Source organism: Shewanella maritima (assembly GCF_043643735.1).
Classification (GTDB): Bacteria; Pseudomonadota; Gammaproteobacteria; order Enterobacterales; family Shewanellaceae; genus Shewanella; species Shewanella maritima_A.
The window spans coordinates 21,929-42,260 of sequence record NZ_JBHZSM010000015.1 but is presented as its reverse complement, the minus strand read 5'-3'; the positions used below and the strand labels follow the sequence as shown (position 1 = coordinate 42,260).

Here is a 20,332-nt window from a genome sequence, read left to right as displayed (position 1 = left end):
TTTTGTCGCTAATACCTAACATCTAAAGGGCTCTGACCCCTTTATCTGATCTACAGGCAACAAAAAGCCCCAACTATGTGGGGCTAATTAGAAGTGGGGAAGTTAATAACATTAAACGCAACCTAGATTCGATTTGTCCAGCCTATTCTGATAAATACTGCCTATTGGTTTTTTACACATTCACTAACAATCACTCCATGATGAGATATATCTTTTCGTACACCTAAAAATATCTTCCAAGTTCCCTTTATGACCTTAGCTATACCTTTTATAAAATCACCACAAGATATATCGAAGCCACCACTTTCCTTTAAAGCTACATAGCTACCAAGCTTAATGGACTTCTCATAAAGCTCTTTTGCTTTAGCTATGTCAGGCTGAACACCATACCCGTAACGGTAAATACGTGCTAGCATCAACGTGGCAACTAGTCCCCCTTTGTTAGCAGCCTTTAAGTACAATTGCTTTGATTGTGCATAGTCAACCTCAACACCAACACCGAAAAAATATAGCCTTCCTAGAGCAGTATAGGCATACATGTCATCGTTTAAAGCAATCGCTTTTTTATAATAAATTACCGCTTGTACAAAGTTTTGCTCAATAGTTTCTGAGGTTGGCATTTCATACAGTCGGCCTATTTCTACCAATGCCTCAACAACTCCATTTTTAGCCATACGTTTATACAAATATATAGCTTGATCATACTTTTTTTCACTCACAAGACGTATTGCATCGTCCCATAAAGAAAGTTCATCATACCTAGAATGCATTATCGAGCCCTCTTAAGTTTATTCTTCCCTAAGCTCTCAACTGTATTACTTTCTCTTACTTTACGAACAGCTTCTCTGTGTCTAAAAATCTGGCCTCCTCTTGAAGGCACCTCAAAGGTCAACTTCCCTCCATTGCCCGATGTTAGACTAGAGCAAACGGCAATACCAAAAGCACTACACCATTTACGTGCTTTTTTTGCATTCCCAGCAACGGATAACCAAGCTCGACTTGCAATAACACCCTCAACAGCCAATGCGCCTCCCAAGATTCCCCCGAGTACAGCCCCCTGATATTTAGCTGTTTCAGCTTGAGATGCATAGTAAGCTTTTCTCATATGAAACATCTGTAAATCAAGACGTGACATATTGAATTGATGCCCGTCGGCCGCCACTTTTTGACAAGATGTCCCACAATTTACATTGGCGTTAGTTATATTACCGCTATCGTCTTTAGTTATGCTTCCCCAACTTGCATCAACACTCCCTTCCGAGCTATAGCCTAAATCATTACCAACAGATTGTATCCCTTCATGAGCCTGCTGTTTAATCTGATCTTGCAAAGATCCTTGATAGCGACCTTCATTGTCATTATTGGAAGCGCTTTGAGCAATATTACTTTGCCCACCAATATCACTAACCTTAAAGCCAGCAGCCGAAAGCTTACCTGCAACAGCATTTTTGGCGGCACTTCTTGACGCGCCATTGCCACCGGAGAAAGTTACCGTCGCACCACCTTTGCCATTACTCGAAACAGTAGCTGTTACCGATCTTTTGATGCGACTACCCGTTGTCGCTACCTTAATCTTAAACTCTTTTTCTTCCGCCACATACCCCGTCGGATCTGTCCCAGCCAGCGGGTTATTCATAATATATGAATACGGATTAACACTCTGGGTCGATGTCGGCGATTGAATAAACGGATCCACCGACATAAAGCGGCCCATGTTGTAATCGTACACCCGGCCGTTCATATGAATAAGCTGCTGCTCATTCATATGCTCATGGTCGGTAAAGCCACGACGATAACGATTGGTAATGTCTAAATCAGCCAGTTTTGAACGAGTAGCATTCTTACTTGCCATATCTTCTTTATGGCGAACACCTAAATTAGCTGCTCGGCCGAAAGGATCAAAATAGCGCTGTGTTATGATAATGCCGCTATGATCAGCCAATGTTGTAGCACTACCTAATCTATCTTTTAGTGTAAAGTGCAATAAATGTTTTCGCTTAGCCGTATAACTCATTACAGCCACATCTTCGATATATGCACGCCAACTGCCATCACTGTCCGCCTCATATAACTTATCAACATAATAGGTAGTAACATTATCTGAGCTGCGCGTCTGCTTAACACGCATCCCGTCGCTGCCATACCTAAACGTTGTTGTCGTACCAGAGCGATTAATGGATATGGGCTTGTCCATTTCATTATAAACTAGGCTCAAGCCATCACCCGTCAGTAGGTTCCCTCGCTTATCGTAATGGAAACTAACATTGCTACCATTGAGCTTAGTCAGCCTACAAATCGCATTTGGCCCAGCATTTTGGCTAGTTGAACATCCCGTCTCAACACCGTAGCGATATGCGTTTGCAATGTTGGCACTATAATCAGTTTTCTTTAGGAAGTTACCCACACTGTCATAGTCATAGTTTACTGTCGCAGTATAGGTTGGGTTGTTATTACTAAATGTATAGGTTTTTAAGCGGTTTAAGGTGTCATAATTATATTGCTTCCTTAACCCTGTCACACCATTATGCTCATCTTTAATATTCATAAAGCTGTCATACTCGTTGTAGTAATGAGCATGAATTAAGCCAAGTGCTGTATCAACTTTGGTATAATTTAAGGTACCTTCTGGGTTGTATAGGTTGGTTTGCGTCATCACTTGGTTACCAAGTTGTGCACCTGTGATGTGGCCTTTTTCATCCATATCTGTGACATGACGGTACACGTAACCCGATGCAGCATTTGATGTGCTTTCCAAATAACCAAAGTCGTTATAACCGTATTTAAGCGTTAGCCCATTTGGATACTCCAACGCTTTAGGGCGACCATAGAAACCATCATATTGATGCTTAATCGTATGACTAATACCATTCACGCTAACTGTCATGCTGGTCAGCTGGCTACGCGTGTTGTAGCCATAGGTGCGTGTTACATCTGAATTTTTTTCTGATGTCAGCAAGCCTTTTTTGACCGTATCCCAAGTGTAAGTTGACGTATCAGCAGCATTGCCGCCTGTGACTTTCTTTTGAGATATACGGCCAAGTTGGTCAACAGTAAATGTTTGAACCACACCATTTGCATCGGTTTGTTTATCTAACTCACCAAAAGTGTTGTATCCAAATAACGTGGTGCCTTGGTTAGGGTCAATCACTTTTGTTTTATGACCAAAACCGTTGTAACTGGCGATAATATTTTGTTTGTTGGCATCTTGGATAACCAGTGGCCGCTTAGCCCCATCATAGGCAAAGCGGTTTGTTCCGCCTTTTGCATCAACGGTTTCATACAACAATCCGCCTGCGCCATAAGTGCGAGACATTGAGCGACCTTCAACATCAATGTCAGTTCTGGTGCCATAATAGGTATAAGCCGATGTCAAGCCTCCAGAAGTACCGTTAGGTATGCTTCTTGAGCCGGGTCTATCCAGCGCATCAAAATTGAAATATTGGGTATATTCAGCGCTGCTTCCATTTCCATAGGGTGTAGACTCCTTTGTTAACCTCCCTAGCGCATCATAGTGTTTATCGACATATTGGTATCCCCCATCAAACCCTTGAGTCGCAATACGAACTTCACGACCTAAACTATCAGCATACTTTTCAGTTGTAGGCTGCCCAGCCGCAGTCACCCTTACGACAGTCTTGGCGGTATTTACCGTAAATGGTTGATTATCAACTTCGTTCGCCCAAAGGTAACGTAAATACTGCGTAGGCTTGCCAGTTGATGTAACCTCAATTGGACGACCAGCCCCATCATACTGAGTGGTTGTGACCAAGTTGTTTGGGTCTATCACCTTAACGGGTAGCCCAAGCCCCATATCGTAATGCGTTGTGGCTTTATGGCCTTTTGCATTAGTGACCACAAACGGCAGATAACCGTCAGCCGCTGCACTTGTACCGTTTTTAGTGTAGGTAAATTGCGTTTTTCTGACGGGTAGGGAGCCACATGAGCTTGAGCGGCCACTCACTTGTACCCAATTAGGCATGCCGTATGTGTTGTAGCTTGCTTCTTCAACTCGGTTGCAGCTGCTGCCGATTCCGCTCGCAGTAACCGTCGCTTTAGTTGGTTTACGGTGGGTCGAGTCCCAGGTATTAACAGTTGTTGTCTGCCAACTTGAAACATCACTTCCAGTATATGGATCATCTGACCAATTACGGATAACCTTTCCATACCAGACTTTCTTAAAGTTATATTTGTTAATCCACCAATTTGACTCACTTGGTACATAATCTGCGCTTTCAACTGAGACATAACGATTGCTTTGTGTGCCAAAATAGTCCCAATGGTAATTAACCCTTCGTTCAATATTTGAATAAGCATCAATATCAGCATCATTCACTACAGTTTGCGTTTTCGCTAACCTAACCCCATTTAAGTCCCATGTTTGGTTAATGGATTTATGTAAGTAACGACTTTCTACTCCAGAAATATTATGAGCAGGATTATCTTTCCATGTGTTATCAGTTTGAGAGATCAACCGTGAGCCTACTTTTACAGTTTGCTTAGTCAGCAAGCCGGTTTCTGGAAACTGCTGTTTAAACGTAGAGTGCACGGTTTTTCCCCGTTGCATGTCTTTTTCCCAGATTTGATTAAAACCTGTAAACCCTCTTCCTTGAAGGTTGTACATTGCCCCCTTATAGGCATATTGAGTTTCGTTGCTACCACCTTGACCATTTGACTGCTTGAAAGACTGAACTACATACATGCTTGATGCGAAGTGAATATAGCCACTTCCTATCGATGAATGGTCTGTTTTATTTAGTAAAGTTTGACCCGCACTTGGCTCTCCTGTTGATAAAGGTTTATAAGCCCATTGAGTCTCATTGCCCAGTTCATCAACAACTTGATCTAGGTAATCTACAGGTCCATATTCGTGAGAACCATTACCAGAACCTGAACCATAATTTCGAACTATATATGCACCTTCACCGCCATAAGTAAACTTTTCCGGGTTCAAGATTGAGTTATGTGACCCTCTTGCACCATAAGCAAAAACAAAGTCAATATTTCCATCACCAAAGTAATCTACAAAAGCAGACTGTGTTGCAGAACCTATAAATGGTGTATCAATAACTTCAGTGCTAAACGATCCATTTTCATCCAAATAAAACTTAATAGCTTTAAATTTATAAATTGAGTCGTCTCTTGATTTCACATCAATTAAACTAGTTACTACAGTATTTGTACTAACTCTAACACTGTCATATAATCCACTCCCACAGCGCGTTTCCAATTTATTTGAGTTTATTACCTCACTACAACCAGTTACCAGTCTCTCACTCGGGTATACAAACTCATTAATTCCATCTCCATCAATATCAACCACATGAAATAATGACTCATCATGATAAGGCACCCTTACTGTAACTGGCTCACCTGGAGAGTTTTGCTTTTCAACTTGATAGGTTCGTGTTGGGATGTTGATGTCAGTTTGAATTTGCTCTGAAAAGTTTCCTCCACCATAATTAACGCGTAACAAGATACCTTCACCATCAATCCACTCAAGCCAATCTCGAAGGCCATCTCCATTAACATCAATAAAATAGCTGAAATATCCAGGTTCAAAACTTGATGAAAATGAAGACTCAACATCTAACTGACTAAAATTGAGGTTATCACTGGTAGAGTTATTTAAAATAAATGATATTGGCCTATTTACTGATAAGCCATTATAAATTTTTGAATAGCTATTGCTATGAAGAAAGTCTGGGAGGCCATTACCATCGATATCATTTACGACAACAACATTAGTCGTAATTCTACCGTCAATGTATGTGTGATCCAATATGACTTTGCCTGATGTATCAAATATGCCTTGCCTGTTAATATATGCTTTAACTTGACTAGGCTTAGCATGGTCGATAACGATATCAACATATCCATCACCATTTAAATCTGAGATTGAAACTAAACGTGAATAGCGCCCATTATAGTATTCGGTTTTATCAAACTTTACGTTTGTGTTAACTAATGCATTTGTTTCACTGTCGATGTATTTAATAAAGCCACCAACTAATCGGACCTTATCTGTTATACCGTCTAGATTAAAGTCTGCATCTTGACATATCAGTTCTCCAATGACCCACTCTCGATAGCATATATCATCACTTTCATAGCTATTTGTTCCATTGAGTCTTTGTTCAGCATCAACACTATAACCAAGAAAATCTCGACTCCCATTACCATCAAAGTCACCATACAAGGCAAAATCATTTAGCCAGTTAACCCCTTCAAATACTGCTTCACCTGAAACTTTAATAGGTTCGGGGTTATTAAAATGTCTTTTATCTAGCCAATTTAGTGCTATTGGAGAAGTACAATTCCCATTAATACATTGCTGCAAATTAGTAAGCAGGCTTCTATTACTAGCTTGACTATATTCATAGTCAAATTCATAAGATGAATATTTTTGATTTGATAAATATGTTTCTATAGAGCTAAGTCTTCTTGTCTTAACTAATTTTCCTCCATATAAGTAAGAGACTCGCTTGTCATCTCTAGATTCATAATTGAATCTAATCTTTCGATCACCATAACTATTTCCATTTCCGGTATAATAAATATCCCGAAGAAGGCTCTCCCCATGAACAGATTTATCGTACACATAGTCTATTGAGTTCTTTTCCCCTGAATCGGTAGTTTTTGAAAGTTTCCATTCCAGAGTCTCATAAACTCCAACTGGTGAAAGTCGAGCGTTTTGGCTTGTTCCATAAAAGCTTTTTGTACCATTTTGGGTTTCGACACTAAAACTGACGTTACCGCTGCCGAGATCGCCAAACTGAGTAACTCGACTAAAATTGTCTATTTCAGTTCGATAAATCGCCCCTGAATGCCCATAATGACCAGAGACAATCATTAACCGCTGTCCACTCAAACAAAGCTTATCATCGTCTCCAAAAGTAACTGATAATGAATTCCTGTCATTAACGTGAGTATTCTTGCATCGCTGAATAGAAGAGCTGGCAGCTAAAGAAAAACCTACACCTAGTAGTCCATTACCTGATTGAGAGTTATAACTGATTCCTACTTGAGGCCTGATATTATTTCTTCCAGGTGGCACTAAAACAGGTAGAGAAGTAGCCGATTGCCCCCCAGTAACTCCTAGCTTTAAGTTCAGGGTATGGGTTGTAATATTCTCTTGTTCGGAAGGAGCATTATTATAATAATCAGCATCTTCAACATCTACAGAATATAAATTTTTCCAATTATCCTCATCAATATCGACTGTTGTTGTTGAAGATACTTTCCAATCACTGCATGTGACTTGCGTACAAGCACGAACTCTATGTTTAAATTGCTTACTACTAAATGATCTAACTTCGTAATCTCTAACCGTGCTTCTATCAAGTACTTTTTCCCAACCTAACCCGTTAACTTGTTGTTCAAGTTGAAAGTACTCACCGTATAAAGGAAGTCCTCCAGATGTCCAACTGACTTCAAAAACGCCATCATTATTAAAACTAGGGACTGTAATTGTAGCTGGTGTTGCAGGCTTCTCACCAAAATAACCAACCTGAATAGGATCTCCAAATTGTCCACAGCTGAAAGACGAGCTACAAACCTTAATCCGATAAAAATAACCTGTATTAGTACGTTGGTGAAGAACAACTTCTCTTCCGAGATCCAAACCGACGCACCCACCACCAAGATTATCTGATGGTGATACTGAGCTGGACATAATACCAATTGAACCGCTATCACTAGAACCACTGCCTGTATACACAGTATTCCAAGTTAAACGGTTGTTAGACTCTTGAATGACAACAGAAGAAGCTGCACACCCCATGTACCAATCTAAGTAAACAGTATCATTTGTTTTTTCACCGTTTAACGTTGGCGGATTAAGTACTTCAAATGAGTTAGCTGTAACAGGTATTAAACTATAGATAGTACCCATGAAAACAGATACCAAAAAAAGCATAAATTTATGCTTTAACATAACGAAGTTCCTTTTCAATATTTTCCATTAATCGGGCATATCATATTTAACAACATGATGTTCTGCAACTTTTTTATTACATATGTATCAATTCGATTATTTATGAACTGCATAGATAATCATTTAGAGCAGAAATAACTTCCTGTTTTACTGGTGACTGCCAGATATTGAATAATAAATGCTTGATATAAATCCATCGTTAGTGTTGCTGTAGTGGCCAAAATTACTATGCCACTACATACCACCTAGGTATTATTTGTGGTGACGTAGATAATTCATTCCAAAGAAAAAACCTCTTCCCATAAAATGAGAAGAGGCTTAACTGCCTTTTAGGCAGGTATTTCAAAGTCGACTCGTAAGTCACGATTATCAAGTTTTTTTAGCGACATTAAACGCGCGAGTTTTACATCCGCGTTTAGCGTGAAAAATTACTCATGTCCCCATGGGGTTGGCGGAAGTGCTACCGGTTTAGTTAAGTCAAAATCAACACGAAAATCACGATTTTCTCGGGTTAAACGGTAGGTAAATTGCGTTGGCGTAATATACATATGCCAAACATTGGTAATAGAGCGATCTAACCCGTTTTGTTTGAAGTTGGCGATGGATTCAGCGTCCACTGGAAATGATTGCTCTGAACTTGTACCTTTATCAGCAGTATCACCACCGTACATAGTTACTGCATCTTCGCTGCCGTCTTCATGGCGATGATCATGCTTTAAACGCAAACCTGTTTCAGTTTGCGTGATCACCCAAGTACGTGAATGATCATTGCTTACATGGAATGGCACTTTTAGTTGCTCAGGTTCACACTCTCTAACGTGCATCACTAGTGTTTGCGATGCAAAACCTGAGTCTTCCTCATTACCCGAAGTCACTTTTCCTTCAAACGCTTTACCACAATGCGCGGCAATAGCCTGCATGAAATCTTGCTGCGGACCGGCAATTGCCACAGATGAAACACCGATTGCACCCATAAGCACTGTGCTGGTAACCATTTTTTGTATCATTATTATTCCTTGGTATAAAAGCGAATTGATTGAGCATATCAAACTAACAAGCAAAGTTTAACTCAACCTGAAACAGGCATTGTGTTTCATAAACTCACTTAGCAGAGAAATAAAAACGCCTACTCATGCTAAGTAGGCGGATTGATGTATGTGGTAATGATGTGACGCTCATAATGTGCTGGTCATAATATACAGGCCATATGTACAAGATAGATATACATGGCATGGCATGGCATGTCAGCATTAACGCTTATTAGCGTGACTGGCTTTAGATTTAGCACCTGCCTTTGACCCCGAATTAGCACCGCTTCCAGCTTTACGACTAGCATTACTGCCGTATTTGGATTTGGTTGCCCAACCGGTATTTTTGCCTGAGGATTGGCTAGTTTTGGGTTTACGCTTTTTAGCCTGCTCTTTCCCTGCATCAGTAAATTGGTCTGATGAAAATCGGGTAACGGCTTTTTTGCCTTTCTCACTATTTTTAGCAGAATTAGCCTTATTACCCCATTTAGCACGCTGCTCAGCACGACCTTCAGGTGGCACCAGATGATGTGGACTATTACCAATTAACGATTCTTTGCCCATCGCCTTGAGCGCCTCACGGATCATCGGCCATCCTTCAGGATCATGGTAGCGTAATAGGAACTTATGCAGCTTACGCTGGCGGCCTTTTTTCGGCACACTCACTTGCTCACTATCATGCTTCACATTACGTAATGAATTCAGCTCTGTATGGTAAATAGTCGTCGCATTAGCCATCGGTGACGGATAAAAGTTTTGCACTTGGTCCAACTTAAACTTTTGCCCTTTCAGCCATAACGCCAGATTGACCATGTCTTCATCTGTCGTGCCTGGGTGGGCAGAGATAAAGTAAGGAATTAAGAACTGCTCTTTACCCGCTTCCTTTGAAAACTTGTCAAACATTTCTTTGAACTTGTCATAAGTGCCCATGCCCGGCTTCATCATTTTGCTGAGCGGCCCTTCTTCAGTATGCTCAGGGGCAATTTTCAAATAACCGCCAACATGGTGTTTAGCAAGCTCACGCACATAGCTTGGGTCTTCTGTTGCTAAGTCATAACGAACACCGGAAGCAATCAGGACCTTTTTGATACCCGGCACATCACGCGCGGCACGGTATAAATCCACGGTATGCTTGTGATCGGTATTTAAATGGCCACAGATAGACGGGTACACACAAGATAAACGTCGACAGGTGGTTTCAGCTTTCTCGCTGGAGCAACCCAAGCGATACATGTTGGCGGTTGGGCCACCTAAATCAGAGATAACACCCGTAAAGCCTGGTACTTTCTCTTGGATATCTTTAATTTCTTTAATGATGGATTCTTGCGAGCGACTTTGAATAATACGCCCTTCATGTTCTGTGATTGAGCAGAACGAACAACCACCAAAACAGCCTCGCATAATATTTATCGAGGTTTTAATCATGTCGTAAGCTGGGATTTTTTCTTTGCCGTAACGCGGATGTGGCACACGCTGATACGGCAAATCAAATACGGCATCCATTTCATCCGTATTTAACGGCCAAGCAGGCGGGTTTACCCAAACGCCACGATGCTCGTCATGAGGTTGAAACAATGCTCTAGCGCAGCCTGGGTTTTGCTCTTGATGCAATATACGCGATGCATGGGCATACAAATATTTATCGGTACTGACTTTGTTATAGGCAGGCAACAACACATAGGTTTTTTCCCATGGTTTTGGCCTTGCGGGCTGCACACTCACCGGCTTGGGTGCGTCGTTATCAAAGATCTTTTTGTCAGTCGGGCCAGAAAGTTTTTCACAGCCTACATCATCTGCACCATAAGGATTTGGGATAGGATCAATCTTATGTAGTTGATCAATTTTGCGCGAGTCCATCCCTTTCCAACCAGGTAAAGCCTCTTTGCGCATTACCGCAGTACCGCGAATGTTCACCATCTCTTTAATGCTTTCGCCTTTGCCTAGACGATGAGCAATATCAACTAATGGGCGTTCTGCATTACCGTAAACGAGAATATCGGCTTTAGAATCAGACAATACGGTTTTGCGCACTTTGTCAGACCAGTAATCATAATGGGCAATACGACGCAAACTGGCTTCAATACCGCCAATGACCACTGGCACATCTTTAAAGGCTTCTTTACAACGTTGGGTATACACTGTCACAGCGCGATCAGGGCGCTTGCCACCAACATTACCAGCTGTGTATGCATCGTCATGACGCAATCTTCTGTCGGCAGTGTAGCGGTTAATCATGGAATCCATGTTGCCAGCGGTTACCCCAAAAAATAAATTGGGGCGGCCAAGCTGCATAAACGCATCCTTACTTGACCAATCTGGTTGAGAAATAATACCGACACGAAAGCCTTGAGCTTCAAGTAAACGCCCAATGACCGCCATGCCAAAACTGGGGTGATCGACATAAGCATCACCTGTCACAATGATGATGTCACAGCTATCCCAGCCTAATTGCTTCATCTCTTTGCGAGACATAGGCAAAAATGGCGCTCTGCCAAAGCTATGAGCCCAATATTTAGGTTGAGTAAATAATGTCGATTCAACTTGCATGAAAATAACCTAGCGTGATGTCAAAAAATGCGGCAAAAGTAATCAATCGCACAAACAGCGCGCGAGTATATACTTTCGCTGATCAGATTGCGACTGACTGGCCTATAAATCCGCGCGAATCCTTACAGCCCCATGAAAAAACCAATATTCGCAATCGCGAGTCCAATCATGACTATCCAAGAAAGTAAGACACCCCAAAAACGACCAAAATGGATACCGCCATTGCTTTTATTTAACCCAATAGCGTGCAATATGCGCGCAACAATCCAAATAGTACCAAACACATGCATAAGGTAACTTGGCAAACCATTGACCTCAGCGACCACCAGCAGTAACAGCACGATAGGGGCATTTTCTAGCAAGTTACCATGAGCACGCATCGCCACTGATAAACTGCGATGGCCACCATCGCCAATGCCTACTTTATGAATACGTCTTTGAACTATGACTCGGTAGGTCAGTACAAAAATTAGGATTGAAGTTAAGGCAATATAAAGTCCACTGATGTGCAATGTCATTTGGCTTCCTTGGCAATAAGTAGGTTAATTATAGTGGGTGGATAATTTTTCATCGTTTTTTCGATATTTTGAAGCAAGTTGACTATAAACACACGTACTATTCAGTTAAAATTCGCGCAACCTTAACCGAGCAAGTTTTTGATAGAGTGACAACGCCAAGTGGACCATCAAGATTTTTTACTAAAACGTAAATTTATCATACGATTAGGAAAAGCTTTACATAAGTTTGGTACCCCTGCGTACCGATTAGAGTCACACCTGCAAACCGTATCCAAAACCCTCGGTATTGAAGGTTATTTCTTAATCTCACCGACGTCGATGACCTTTGTGCTACAACACGATACCGAGCAAGAGTATAACCATGTTGCACGCGTGAAACCTGGTGATCTCGACTTAGGCTCGTTAGCCCGTACATTTGATTTGGTTGAAGAAGTCAGTTCCGGCCAGCGTTCACTGCAAGAAGCGCTCGACAGATTAGAAGACATTGCCAATAAGCCTAATCCTTACGGTCACATGCTCACTCTTATGGCATTTGGTATCGGTTCTGGCGCCTTTGCCATGCTGATGGGCACAGGTTGGCATGATGTGCTTTGGTCAGGCTTGCTTGGGTTCATGGTATATGGATTGGTTTTTTGGGCCGAGCGCTCTAAACGTGTCACCGAAATGTTGGAGCCTCTGGCAGCCGTACTTTGTGCTATAGCTGCTTGCGGCATTGCGACTATCGACCCCAGCATCAATATTCCTGTTGCGATTTTATCTGGCATCATCATTTTCATCCCAGGCCTCGCATTAACCTTAGGCTTAGCAGAATTAGCCTCGCGAGATTTGTTATCGGGCACGGCGAGAATTATGGATGCCGCAATGCAGTTATTTAAGCTGTATTTTGGTGCCATACTCGGTATGACTATCGGCTCGGCAATATTTGGTAAAGTGGATTATATTGAGCCACAAAGTTTACCTACCTTGGCAATGTGGGCTGCTGTCCCCGTACTGTCATGTTCACTGGTCATTTTATTTAAAGCTCGTTTGAAAGACTCACCATGGGGAGTACTCGCGGGTATCGTGGCGTTTTTCTCAGCCATGCTAGGTGGCATATACTTGGGTGAATCTATTGGCATTTTTGTGGGTGCATTGGCAGTCGGGATCTACTCCAACTTATTTGCCCGCTGGATGAAAGCCCCTGTCTCTATCGCCTTATTGCAAGGCATTGTGATACTAGTGCCGGGCAGCAAAACCTATATTGGTCTCAATACACTGATTTCTGGTGAAACCATGCTCAATCAAGCTCATATTGGTTCACAGATATTTTTGATCTTTATGTCACTGGTTGCAGGGCTAATTTTTGCCAACGTCGTTGTGCCGCCTCGTCGTACACTTTAATGATATAGAACAGCAGTAAACATTGAAGCTCGCTTTCATGAAAACCATGAGAGTGAGCGACTCCCTCGCCAATATTGACACCGTTCTCACCCACCAATAAATGCTATAAGCGCGATAGAGTGAATACATTAAACTTGACTCCTCTTGCAATCCAGTGTGTCATTAACACAAACATAACAGCTATTTACTTGCTAGCACTCCTAAAAGTATTTATCTGACTTAGATGTCATAACTGCAATTAAAGTAGTTAACTTAAGCTATGACATGATCTCGCCACATTGCGATCAGTTGTCTCACGAATTAGGTGTCATCAACGACTTTCAAGGACATGAAATGAAGTATTACGTCCCAGTATACACATGTTGCCTGCTGTCAATGTTGACCTTACTGAGCCCTGTAGCCGCGCAAGAAAAAGACACCATTGAACCGATAAAATCAAAAGTCGGTAATATTGTGGTGATCAGTAATCCCATTTTCGACTTATCAGATCCAGAGACTTTTTTTATTCATGAGTGGGCCAACCTTCTTCATATCAATACCTTAGAAACCACCACGCTCAATAATCTGCCATTTGAAGAAGGCGATGACGTTACTGATAATGAAATAGCAGAAGCGCAAAGACTACTGCGCCAAGAGGCTTATATTCGCGATGCCAGTATTAGTATCAGTGAGGTTGATGATCCTGATGCAGATGCAGACACAGGTAAGCAAGTCATTGTTGAAACTTGGGATAACTGGTCTTTGCTACCCATACTGGATTTTAGCAGTAGCGGCGGCGAGACTAAGTATTCAATCGGGGTCAAAGAAGACAACCTGTTGGGGCTAGGGGTAAAAACACGTTTAAAATATCAATCTGATGCCGATCGCAGTGGCTACAAATTTTCGATTTCAACGCCTGTGTATTTTATCAAGCACGCCAAATTATCTATCGACTTACTTGATAACAGTGATGGCGAATTAACTCAGGTTAGATTTACTAACCCGTTTTATTCACTTAATTCGCCATATATGTATAGTTTCAATGTGAAACAAGAAACCCGAGTCGACACTGTCCGTCAAAATGGCAATGACGTGAATGAATTTGTGCACGACATTGAATACGCAGATGTACGCTTTGGTTGGCTGGCGAATAAAACAGAGTCAGACTTGCATCGATTCACCGTTGGTGTCACCCAAGATAAACATACCTTCGACAACACGTTAATCTACCCCGATGGCGAGTTACCCCGAGATAGGGATTTTCTATACCCTTGGCTAGGCTATGAATATATTGAAGATGATTACGAAGTATTACGTAATATTTACGTCATCAGTAAAAATGAAGACTTCAATTTAGGTTGGTATCACAGCCTAAAATTTGGCTTGGAAACACAAGACGTTTCCCCCGATAGTGACCTCGGTTATCACTTCAACTTTTATTCCAGTAAAGGTTACAGCCACGATGAACACTTAGTTTTACTGAAACTAAGTGGCCAAATGACTCTCAATACACTGCAAGACGATTTTTATAATGTCTCGGCACAAGCTGAATATTTTTATCAATTTTCTGAAAAGTGGAAAGGCTACTTAAAAGGCGTCGCCGCGACCTCGCAAAACAATTATATCGATCATACTTTTGCCTTGGGTGACAATACTGGCCTTAGGGGGTATCCCAATGATTACCAACATGGTGATAATCAATGGCTGCTCACTGCAGAACTACGCAATTACCCCAACTTTAACCTATATCAATTAGCTGATTTAGGTTGGGTGGTGTTTACTGATGTTGGCCACGCTTATGGTGGGCCAGATGAAAATAACGAAGTAGATTCACCACTGGGTAGTGTGGGGGTTGGCGCAAGAATTTATTCATCAAAATCCAGTTACAGTAGTGTCGCCCACATTGATTTAGCCGTGCCTTTCACCCAAGGTGAAGGCACGAATGACTGGGAATTTCGCTTTCAGGTAAAAAATCACTTCTAACCAAACACAATGCTAGCTATTAACGACAGCACTCAATTCAAGTGGTGCGAGCAATTTGGCCGCATCGACTAACTGTTGCTTAACTTCTGGCTGAGTGATTTGATTGCTTTCAAAATCATACACATCATAAAAGCTGGCCACTGATACACTCGCCTTCACATCTGCTGCAAAGTACGGCGCAGATGCCACAGCACTACTCAACACAGATCTTGCACCACCCGCCCCAGGTGATGTCGCTAGCATCAAGGTAGGTTTATTCTGGAACACTTTCATATCAATACGTGATGTCCAATCAAACAAGTTTTTATATGCCGCGGTATAAGAGCCATTATGTTCTGCAAACGCAATGACTAACGCATCTGCACTGCCTAATTTTTTGAAGAAGTCTTGCGCAAGCTGTGGTTGCCCCAACTCTTTCTCTCTATCTTCACTGAATAAAGGCATTTCGTAGTCATTGATATCTAAAAGTTCAACCTCTGCTCCTTCAACAAGTTGAGCTGTATAGTTAGCAAGTACCTTGTTGATTGACTTACGGCTACTAGTGGCAGCAAAAGCAATAATTTTCATGAGTGGCTCCAGACAAATTTGAGTGAATAACGAATAGCACTCAGTGTATGGCAAGCCTTTGCATTGAGTAACAGGCATAATAGAAAATGATATTTTCCATTTAGTGCCTAATGATGTATTTTAAAATTAATTATTTCCATATAACTCAAATATAACGTGGTGATTCCCCATGTCTGAACCCAAGCACCTTTTTGATGGCATGTACGTTTTTACTCAAGTCGTTGAACTAGGCAATTTTTCGGCGGCGGCTGAAAAGCTCGGCAGCTCAACATCTTATATCAGTAAGGAAGTCACCAAGCTGGAAAAGCGTATTGGGATTAGATTATTACAACGCACCACAAGAACGCTCAACTTAACCGAGGAAGGCAAGGTATTTCATTTACACTGCCAGCAAATCGTAGCTGATGCGCAACAAACACTCGACCTCCTCCATCATCAAAAAGCAACACCCACCGGTACACTGAAAATAAGCTGCCCCGTGACACTCGGAAACCGCTATTTACAGCCTATTATTAGCCAGTATTTGCATCAATTCCCTAAAGTAAAACTCGACATTGAGCTAAACGATCGACACGTTGATGTGGTTCAAGGCGGTTATGATTTGGTGATAAGAGCCACTAAGCAGTTGGATGACTCAACCTTAGTGTGTAAGAAAATCAGTCAATTTAAGGGAATTGTTATTGCATCGCCGCAGTACCTTGCAAAACATGGCACCCCGAATTCACCTGAAGAGCTAAAGCAACATCGATGTATTTGTTATAGCAATTTGAAGCAACCTAACCGTTGGTCGTTTACCGATAAACATGGCAAAACCACAACCGTAGAAGTACCGGACTACATTAATTGCACCAGTGCTGAAATGGAATTAGCGATGACCATAGATCATCATGGCATCTGTATGTTGCCGGAATTTGTCATTAAAGATGAAATAATCCAAGGAAAGCTCGTCACACTATTTAACGACTACCAACAGGTGCAAATAGATGTGTTTGCCATTTACCCAAGCAAAAGATTTCTTTCAGCAAAAGTACGGGCATTTATCGATCTCATGAGCCAAATGATGCCCAATAATTGAAGTAACAATAACAACCATATCTATCAATCACTGAGCCGCTCAACAGAAAAAACAAAGCCTACTTATTGCTAAGTAGGCCCTGTTACTAAAGGTGCTTTATTGCTAAAGCTTTAGCTATCCATTACTTCGCAGTACAGTTGAACTCACCACTGTAGTCAAAGTTAAAGTTGTAGATAGTAAAACCTGGCGTGCCTTCTTTTGTGCCATCTTCACCGTCGGTAGAAAGACCAGTGATTTCATTTGTTGCACAACGAATAGCTTCTTCAAGCTTAGCTGAAGCAAATGAAACGCTAGCTGTGGTTGGCGCGACTAGTTGGAATACTTTCGCATTCGGGAATTCAAGCTCAGTACCTTCTTGCATCTCTAAGCGGTCTGCTAAGTAGAACTGAACCAATTCACGATTGTTAAATGCGAACTCTTCTTTCACCATCTCAGCTTTATCAACACCAGGCATACTAGAGTTAGACGCACGGTAGTTGTTGGTAATCACATAGATTTCAGCATCATCAGTAATTTCAACACCGTTGTATGTCAGACTAACTAACTGCTCATTGTCAGTTTCAGTGTACTGGTGACCATTGATGTCAGTGAATCTTGACTCTTGTTCAACGTCCACAGTGTACTTAAGTAAACCTTCGCCATCAGCGTTAAAGCCACCGAAGAACGCATCAAAGTTATAACCAGGGAATTCTTCAACTAGGAAGGTTTCGCCCTCTGATAATGGCAAGCTGCGGTATGCATTTGAGTTAACCCACTCAATCCAACGCTTCATGTCTGCACCAGTCATTTTCAATACTGCTGGCGTGTTGTTATCAAATACATAGATATCTGCAACAGATGCGTTAGTTAATTCACCTTCTTGAATATTGGTGTAGTCTGCACCACCATTACGGCCTGACTTGAATGGCGCAGACACTGATAGGAAAATCGCATCTTCTGATGCATCAGCAAACTCACCTTCTGCTTTCCATTTGTTTAACTGATGAAGTTGCGCTTCGTTAACTACCTGAATAGATAAATCAGGCACCACTTGTGGGAAGAAGCTGTTGATGTTGACGTCGATGTCAGCAATGGTTTCAGCCATGTATTCCACTGTACCTTCATGCTCAGTGACAACTAAGTCTTCAACAGCACCATCAGAACCCGCGACAAGTGAACGCAACTCAGCTGTAGAGAAGCTATGATCAACTTCCCAAGTTTCACCTTGGTCTTTCGAGAACAATCTTAGATCAATCACACCTAACTTCGCGCCCCAGTAACCAGGCATAACAGCTGGAATGCCATTAATTAAGCCTTTCTCTGCATCAACATTGGGAATGTCGCCATACTCACCTGTTGAGTTAGGGAAATCACGGTGGTCGTGACCAAACATGATGGCATCAATCCCATCAACATAACCTAAGTGCAGTGAAGCATTTTCAGCAAATTCATCATTATTATCATGTTGCGCGCTCTGCCTTTCTTTGATTTCTTCACTTTTACTTCATCTTTGCTGCTTTTTTCCCCACTTGCTGCAAGCTAATTACTGACAAAAAAAGCCCATCAACCAAAGAGAGATGGGCAAAAAAGGTAAATGATGAAATATGAAAAAAAGCGTTAATTACACCTCGAATTTGTAGTAAATGTAGAATCGAGTATCCGTTAGGTCGTCGCCTGTTGCGTAATTCACAATGGCGTGACGAGCTCGAACACTTAGGCCTTCCACGTATTCAGTTAAGTCATAACGGACTGACAAATCGGTTTCGTCGATATCTTGGCTTGAATCACCATCAACTTGATAATTTGCATAATTCAAATAAGCACTCACCCCATTCAAGGCAGAGCTAGGGGCAAATCGATAAGATAACTGTGCACCATAGGCATCTTCATTCGCTCGACTCGATTGAACTACTTGTTGAATGATTACTTTTTCATCACCAAATGGCGCAATGATATTCCCGTCACCAGTAGTGACGTACTTCACTGTTGCATCAAAGCCATTCCACTTCATACCGAGGTGAAAGCCTGCTTGATAAGTGTCAAACTGCGCTGCGGTGTTATCTAAATTACCAATTGAATCTTGCTTCAAATACGACGGTTTGAAGTACCAATTAGTCGCCCCTAAATCACCGCTCAAATCAAACTTGATGTGATATTGGTCGTACACATCTTGCATTGAGTAGTACCAAACACTCGTTTTAGCCTTTATAACATCGATTGGTAAAGTGTAATTTGCGCCTAATGCCAACATAGGATTGTCATCAACATCAACGATAATACCGCTACGTGCTAACTCTCCTTGAACCCCCTCTGACACACTTACAAAAGACTCTTCAGTCCATCCCATGTAGTCAGTGATATACAAAGCCGAAATGGCTAAGTTATCGATAGAGGTATTTTTAACACTCGCACCACGGTAGGTGAATGGAATCGCACGCAATGGGAACGGATTCATCATAGGTGTACGCAGCTCTTGAGCACCGACGGTAATTTTAGTGTCAAACCAATTACCCGACACAAAGTACTCTTGTAATCGATTAACCGATTCACGTTCAGCGATACTACCTGGCGCTCCACCACCAACAAGGCCATAAATACCTTCACTGTTCGCATCCCAAATGGGGTTAGCTGAAGCAAAAGAACCGCCGAAGCTCACACCATTTGCCTCGCCTGAACGTAAGTAAAATAATCCGCCTAACGATGTATCACGACGATCAGTCGTCTCGCCATCAAAATCACGTTGAAAATCGAATAATTGAAATTGACCTTTAAAGCTACCGTCATCAAACAAGTTTGAGATGGGATCGGCAGCGAACGCTGGGCTTGCGGTCATGCACGCCACCACGAAAGGGAGTAGTTTTGTTTTCATTTTGTCATCCTTGTAAATCAAAAATTAGTTAATTGCTGGACTCGCTCATTGGCTAAGGCACAACAAAATCAAATCGAAGATGACAACCGCCACAGTAGTTTTCTGATGCTTTATGCTGATTGTGGCAGTAAGTACAGTCAGTCTCAGTGCTAAAGTGACGGTTTTCATGTGGGTTTGTTGGCATGACATTTTTAGTCGTTTCAGCCAATTCTTTAGTGTCATGACACTCTAAACACTTAAACATTGGCACCGCTTGAGGAGGCTTAGTTTCATGACAATCGCTACATTCAACACCAGCAGCTTTATGGGTGTTACCTAACGACTTATCAGCAGCGATTGCGCCATTAGCAAACACAGTCAATGCCATTGCAAGCAAGATATTTTGTAAGATAAATTTGTTCATTGTTTTATTCCATTTCCATCAAGTCATTTGGAATGGACGCCTGACGCTCAGGCCTCCATATCAGATATTCT

At 41.8% G+C, this 20,332-nt stretch carries 12 protein-coding genes; 3 read left to right on the top strand and 9 right to left on the bottom strand.

Annotated elements, in window-relative coordinates; all coding sequences use genetic code 11:
• Nucleotides 1–161: 161 nt before the first annotated feature.
• The 5 genes from ACHUGF_RS14930 to ACHUGF_RS14910 form a co-directional block, all read right to left on the bottom strand.
• Nucleotides 162–770, bottom strand: a complete 609-nt coding sequence (locus ACHUGF_RS14930) for a tetratricopeptide repeat protein (RefSeq protein ID WP_394132396.1) — start codon at nt 768–770, stop codon at nt 162–164.
• On the bottom strand, nt 770–7,933 hold the full coding sequence (locus tag ACHUGF_RS14925) for an RHS repeat-associated core domain-containing protein (protein ID WP_394132394.1): 7,164 nt from the start codon (nt 7,931–7,933) through the stop codon (nt 770–772). The genes ACHUGF_RS14930 and ACHUGF_RS14925 overlap by 1 nt, the downstream gene beginning before the upstream one ends.
• A gap of 428 nt (nt 7,934–8,361) precedes the next feature.
• The gene (locus ACHUGF_RS14920) at nt 8,362–8,907 is read right to left on the bottom strand and encodes a hypothetical protein (RefSeq protein ID WP_394132460.1); all 546 of its coding nucleotides are present in this window, start codon (nt 8,905–8,907) and stop codon (nt 8,362–8,364) included.
• A 276-nt stretch (nt 8,908–9,183) separates the two neighbouring features.
• Nucleotides 9,184–11,508, bottom strand: coding sequence for a YgiQ family radical SAM protein (locus ACHUGF_RS14915; protein ID WP_394132392.1), 2,325 nt, complete (start codon nt 11,506–11,508; stop codon nt 9,184–9,186).
• Nucleotides 11,509–11,630: 122 nt separating this feature from the next.
• Nucleotides 11,631–12,026, bottom strand: coding sequence for an MAPEG family protein (locus ACHUGF_RS14910; RefSeq protein ID WP_394132391.1), 396 nt, complete (start codon nt 12,024–12,026; stop codon nt 11,631–11,633).
• Between the two features lie 159 nt (nt 12,027–12,185).
• Between ACHUGF_RS14910 and ACHUGF_RS14905 the strand changes: the two genes are divergently transcribed.
• Together ACHUGF_RS14905 and ACHUGF_RS14900 are read left to right on the top strand one after the other, a co-directional pair.
• Complete coding sequence (locus ACHUGF_RS14905; protein ID WP_394132389.1) at nt 12,186–13,406, top strand: threonine/serine exporter family protein; 1,221 nt, start codon at nt 12,186–12,188, stop codon at nt 13,404–13,406.
• A 333-nt stretch (nt 13,407–13,739) separates the two neighbouring features.
• Nucleotides 13,740–15,368: a BamA/TamA family outer membrane protein gene (locus tag ACHUGF_RS14900; RefSeq protein ID WP_394132388.1), complete on the top strand. Its 1,629-nt coding sequence runs from the start codon at nt 13,740–13,742 to the stop codon at nt 15,366–15,368.
• Between the two features lie 12 nt (nt 15,369–15,380).
• Here ACHUGF_RS14900 and ACHUGF_RS14895 read toward each other — a convergent pair whose 3' ends face one another.
• Nucleotides 15,381–15,935 carry an NADPH-dependent FMN reductase gene (locus ACHUGF_RS14895; RefSeq protein ID WP_394132386.1) on the bottom strand — a complete coding sequence of 185 codons (555 nt, stop codon included), beginning with the start codon at nt 15,933–15,935 and terminating at the stop codon, nt 15,381–15,383.
• Nucleotides 15,936–16,104: 169 nt separating this feature from the next.
• On the opposite strand from ACHUGF_RS14895, the gene ACHUGF_RS14890 reads away from it, so the two are divergent.
• Nucleotides 16,105–17,010, top strand: coding sequence for a LysR family transcriptional regulator (locus ACHUGF_RS14890; RefSeq protein WP_394132384.1), 906 nt, complete (start codon nt 16,105–16,107; stop codon nt 17,008–17,010).
• A gap of 121 nt (nt 17,011–17,131) precedes the next feature.
• Here the strand turns inward: ACHUGF_RS14890 and ACHUGF_RS14885 are convergent, their stop codons facing one another.
• From ACHUGF_RS14885 to ACHUGF_RS14875, 3 genes are all read right to left on the bottom strand, one after another.
• Complete coding sequence (locus ACHUGF_RS14885; RefSeq protein WP_394132382.1) at nt 17,132–18,382, bottom strand: 5'-nucleotidase C-terminal domain-containing protein; 1,251 nt, start codon at nt 18,380–18,382, stop codon at nt 17,132–17,134.
• Between the two features lie 228 nt (nt 18,383–18,610).
• A complete protein-coding gene (locus ACHUGF_RS14880; RefSeq protein ID WP_394132381.1) occupies nt 18,611–19,858 on the bottom strand; it encodes an OprD family outer membrane porin in 1,248 nt (415 codons plus the stop codon).
• Between the two features lie 52 nt (nt 19,859–19,910).
• Nucleotides 19,911–20,261, bottom strand: coding sequence for a cytochrome c3 family protein (locus ACHUGF_RS14875; protein ID WP_282167177.1), 351 nt, complete (start codon nt 20,259–20,261; stop codon nt 19,911–19,913).
• Nucleotides 20,262–20,332: the final 71 nt, after the last annotated feature.

Coding starts and splice junctions, on each gene's coding strand:
- ACHUGF_RS14930 (WP_394132396.1), bottom strand. CDS start 770: ATGCATTCTAGGTATGATGAACTTTCTTTATGGGACGATGCAATACGT.
- ACHUGF_RS14925 (WP_394132394.1), bottom strand. CDS start 7,933: ATGTTAAAGCATAAATTTATGCTTTTTTTGGTATCTGTTTTCATGGGT.
- ACHUGF_RS14920 (WP_394132460.1), bottom strand. CDS start 8,907: ATGGGTGCAATCGGTGTTTCATCTGTGGCAATTGCCGGTCCGCAGCAA.
- ACHUGF_RS14915 (WP_394132392.1), bottom strand. CDS start 11,508: ATGCAAGTTGAATCGACATTATTTACTCAACCTAAATATTGGGCTCAT.
- ACHUGF_RS14910 (WP_394132391.1), bottom strand. CDS start 12,026: ATGACATTGCACATCAGTGGACTTTATATTGCCTTAACTTCAATCCTA.
- ACHUGF_RS14900 (WP_394132388.1), top strand. CDS start 13,740: ATGAAGTATTACGTCCCAGTATACACATGTTGCCTGCTGTCAATGTTG.
- ACHUGF_RS14895 (WP_394132386.1), bottom strand. CDS start 15,935: ATGAAAATTATTGCTTTTGCTGCCACTAGTAGCCGTAAGTCAATCAAC.
- ACHUGF_RS14890 (WP_394132384.1), top strand. CDS start 16,105: ATGTCTGAACCCAAGCACCTTTTTGATGGCATGTACGTTTTTACTCAA.
- ACHUGF_RS14885 (WP_394132382.1), bottom strand. CDS start 18,382: ATGTTTGGTCACGACCACCGTGATTTCCCTAACTCAACAGGTGAGTAT.
- ACHUGF_RS14880 (WP_394132381.1), bottom strand. CDS start 19,858: ATGAAAACAAAACTACTCCCTTTCGTGGTGGCGTGCATGACCGCAAGC.
- ACHUGF_RS14875 (WP_282167177.1), bottom strand. CDS start 20,261: ATGAACAAATTTATCTTACAAAATATCTTGCTTGCAATGGCATTGACT.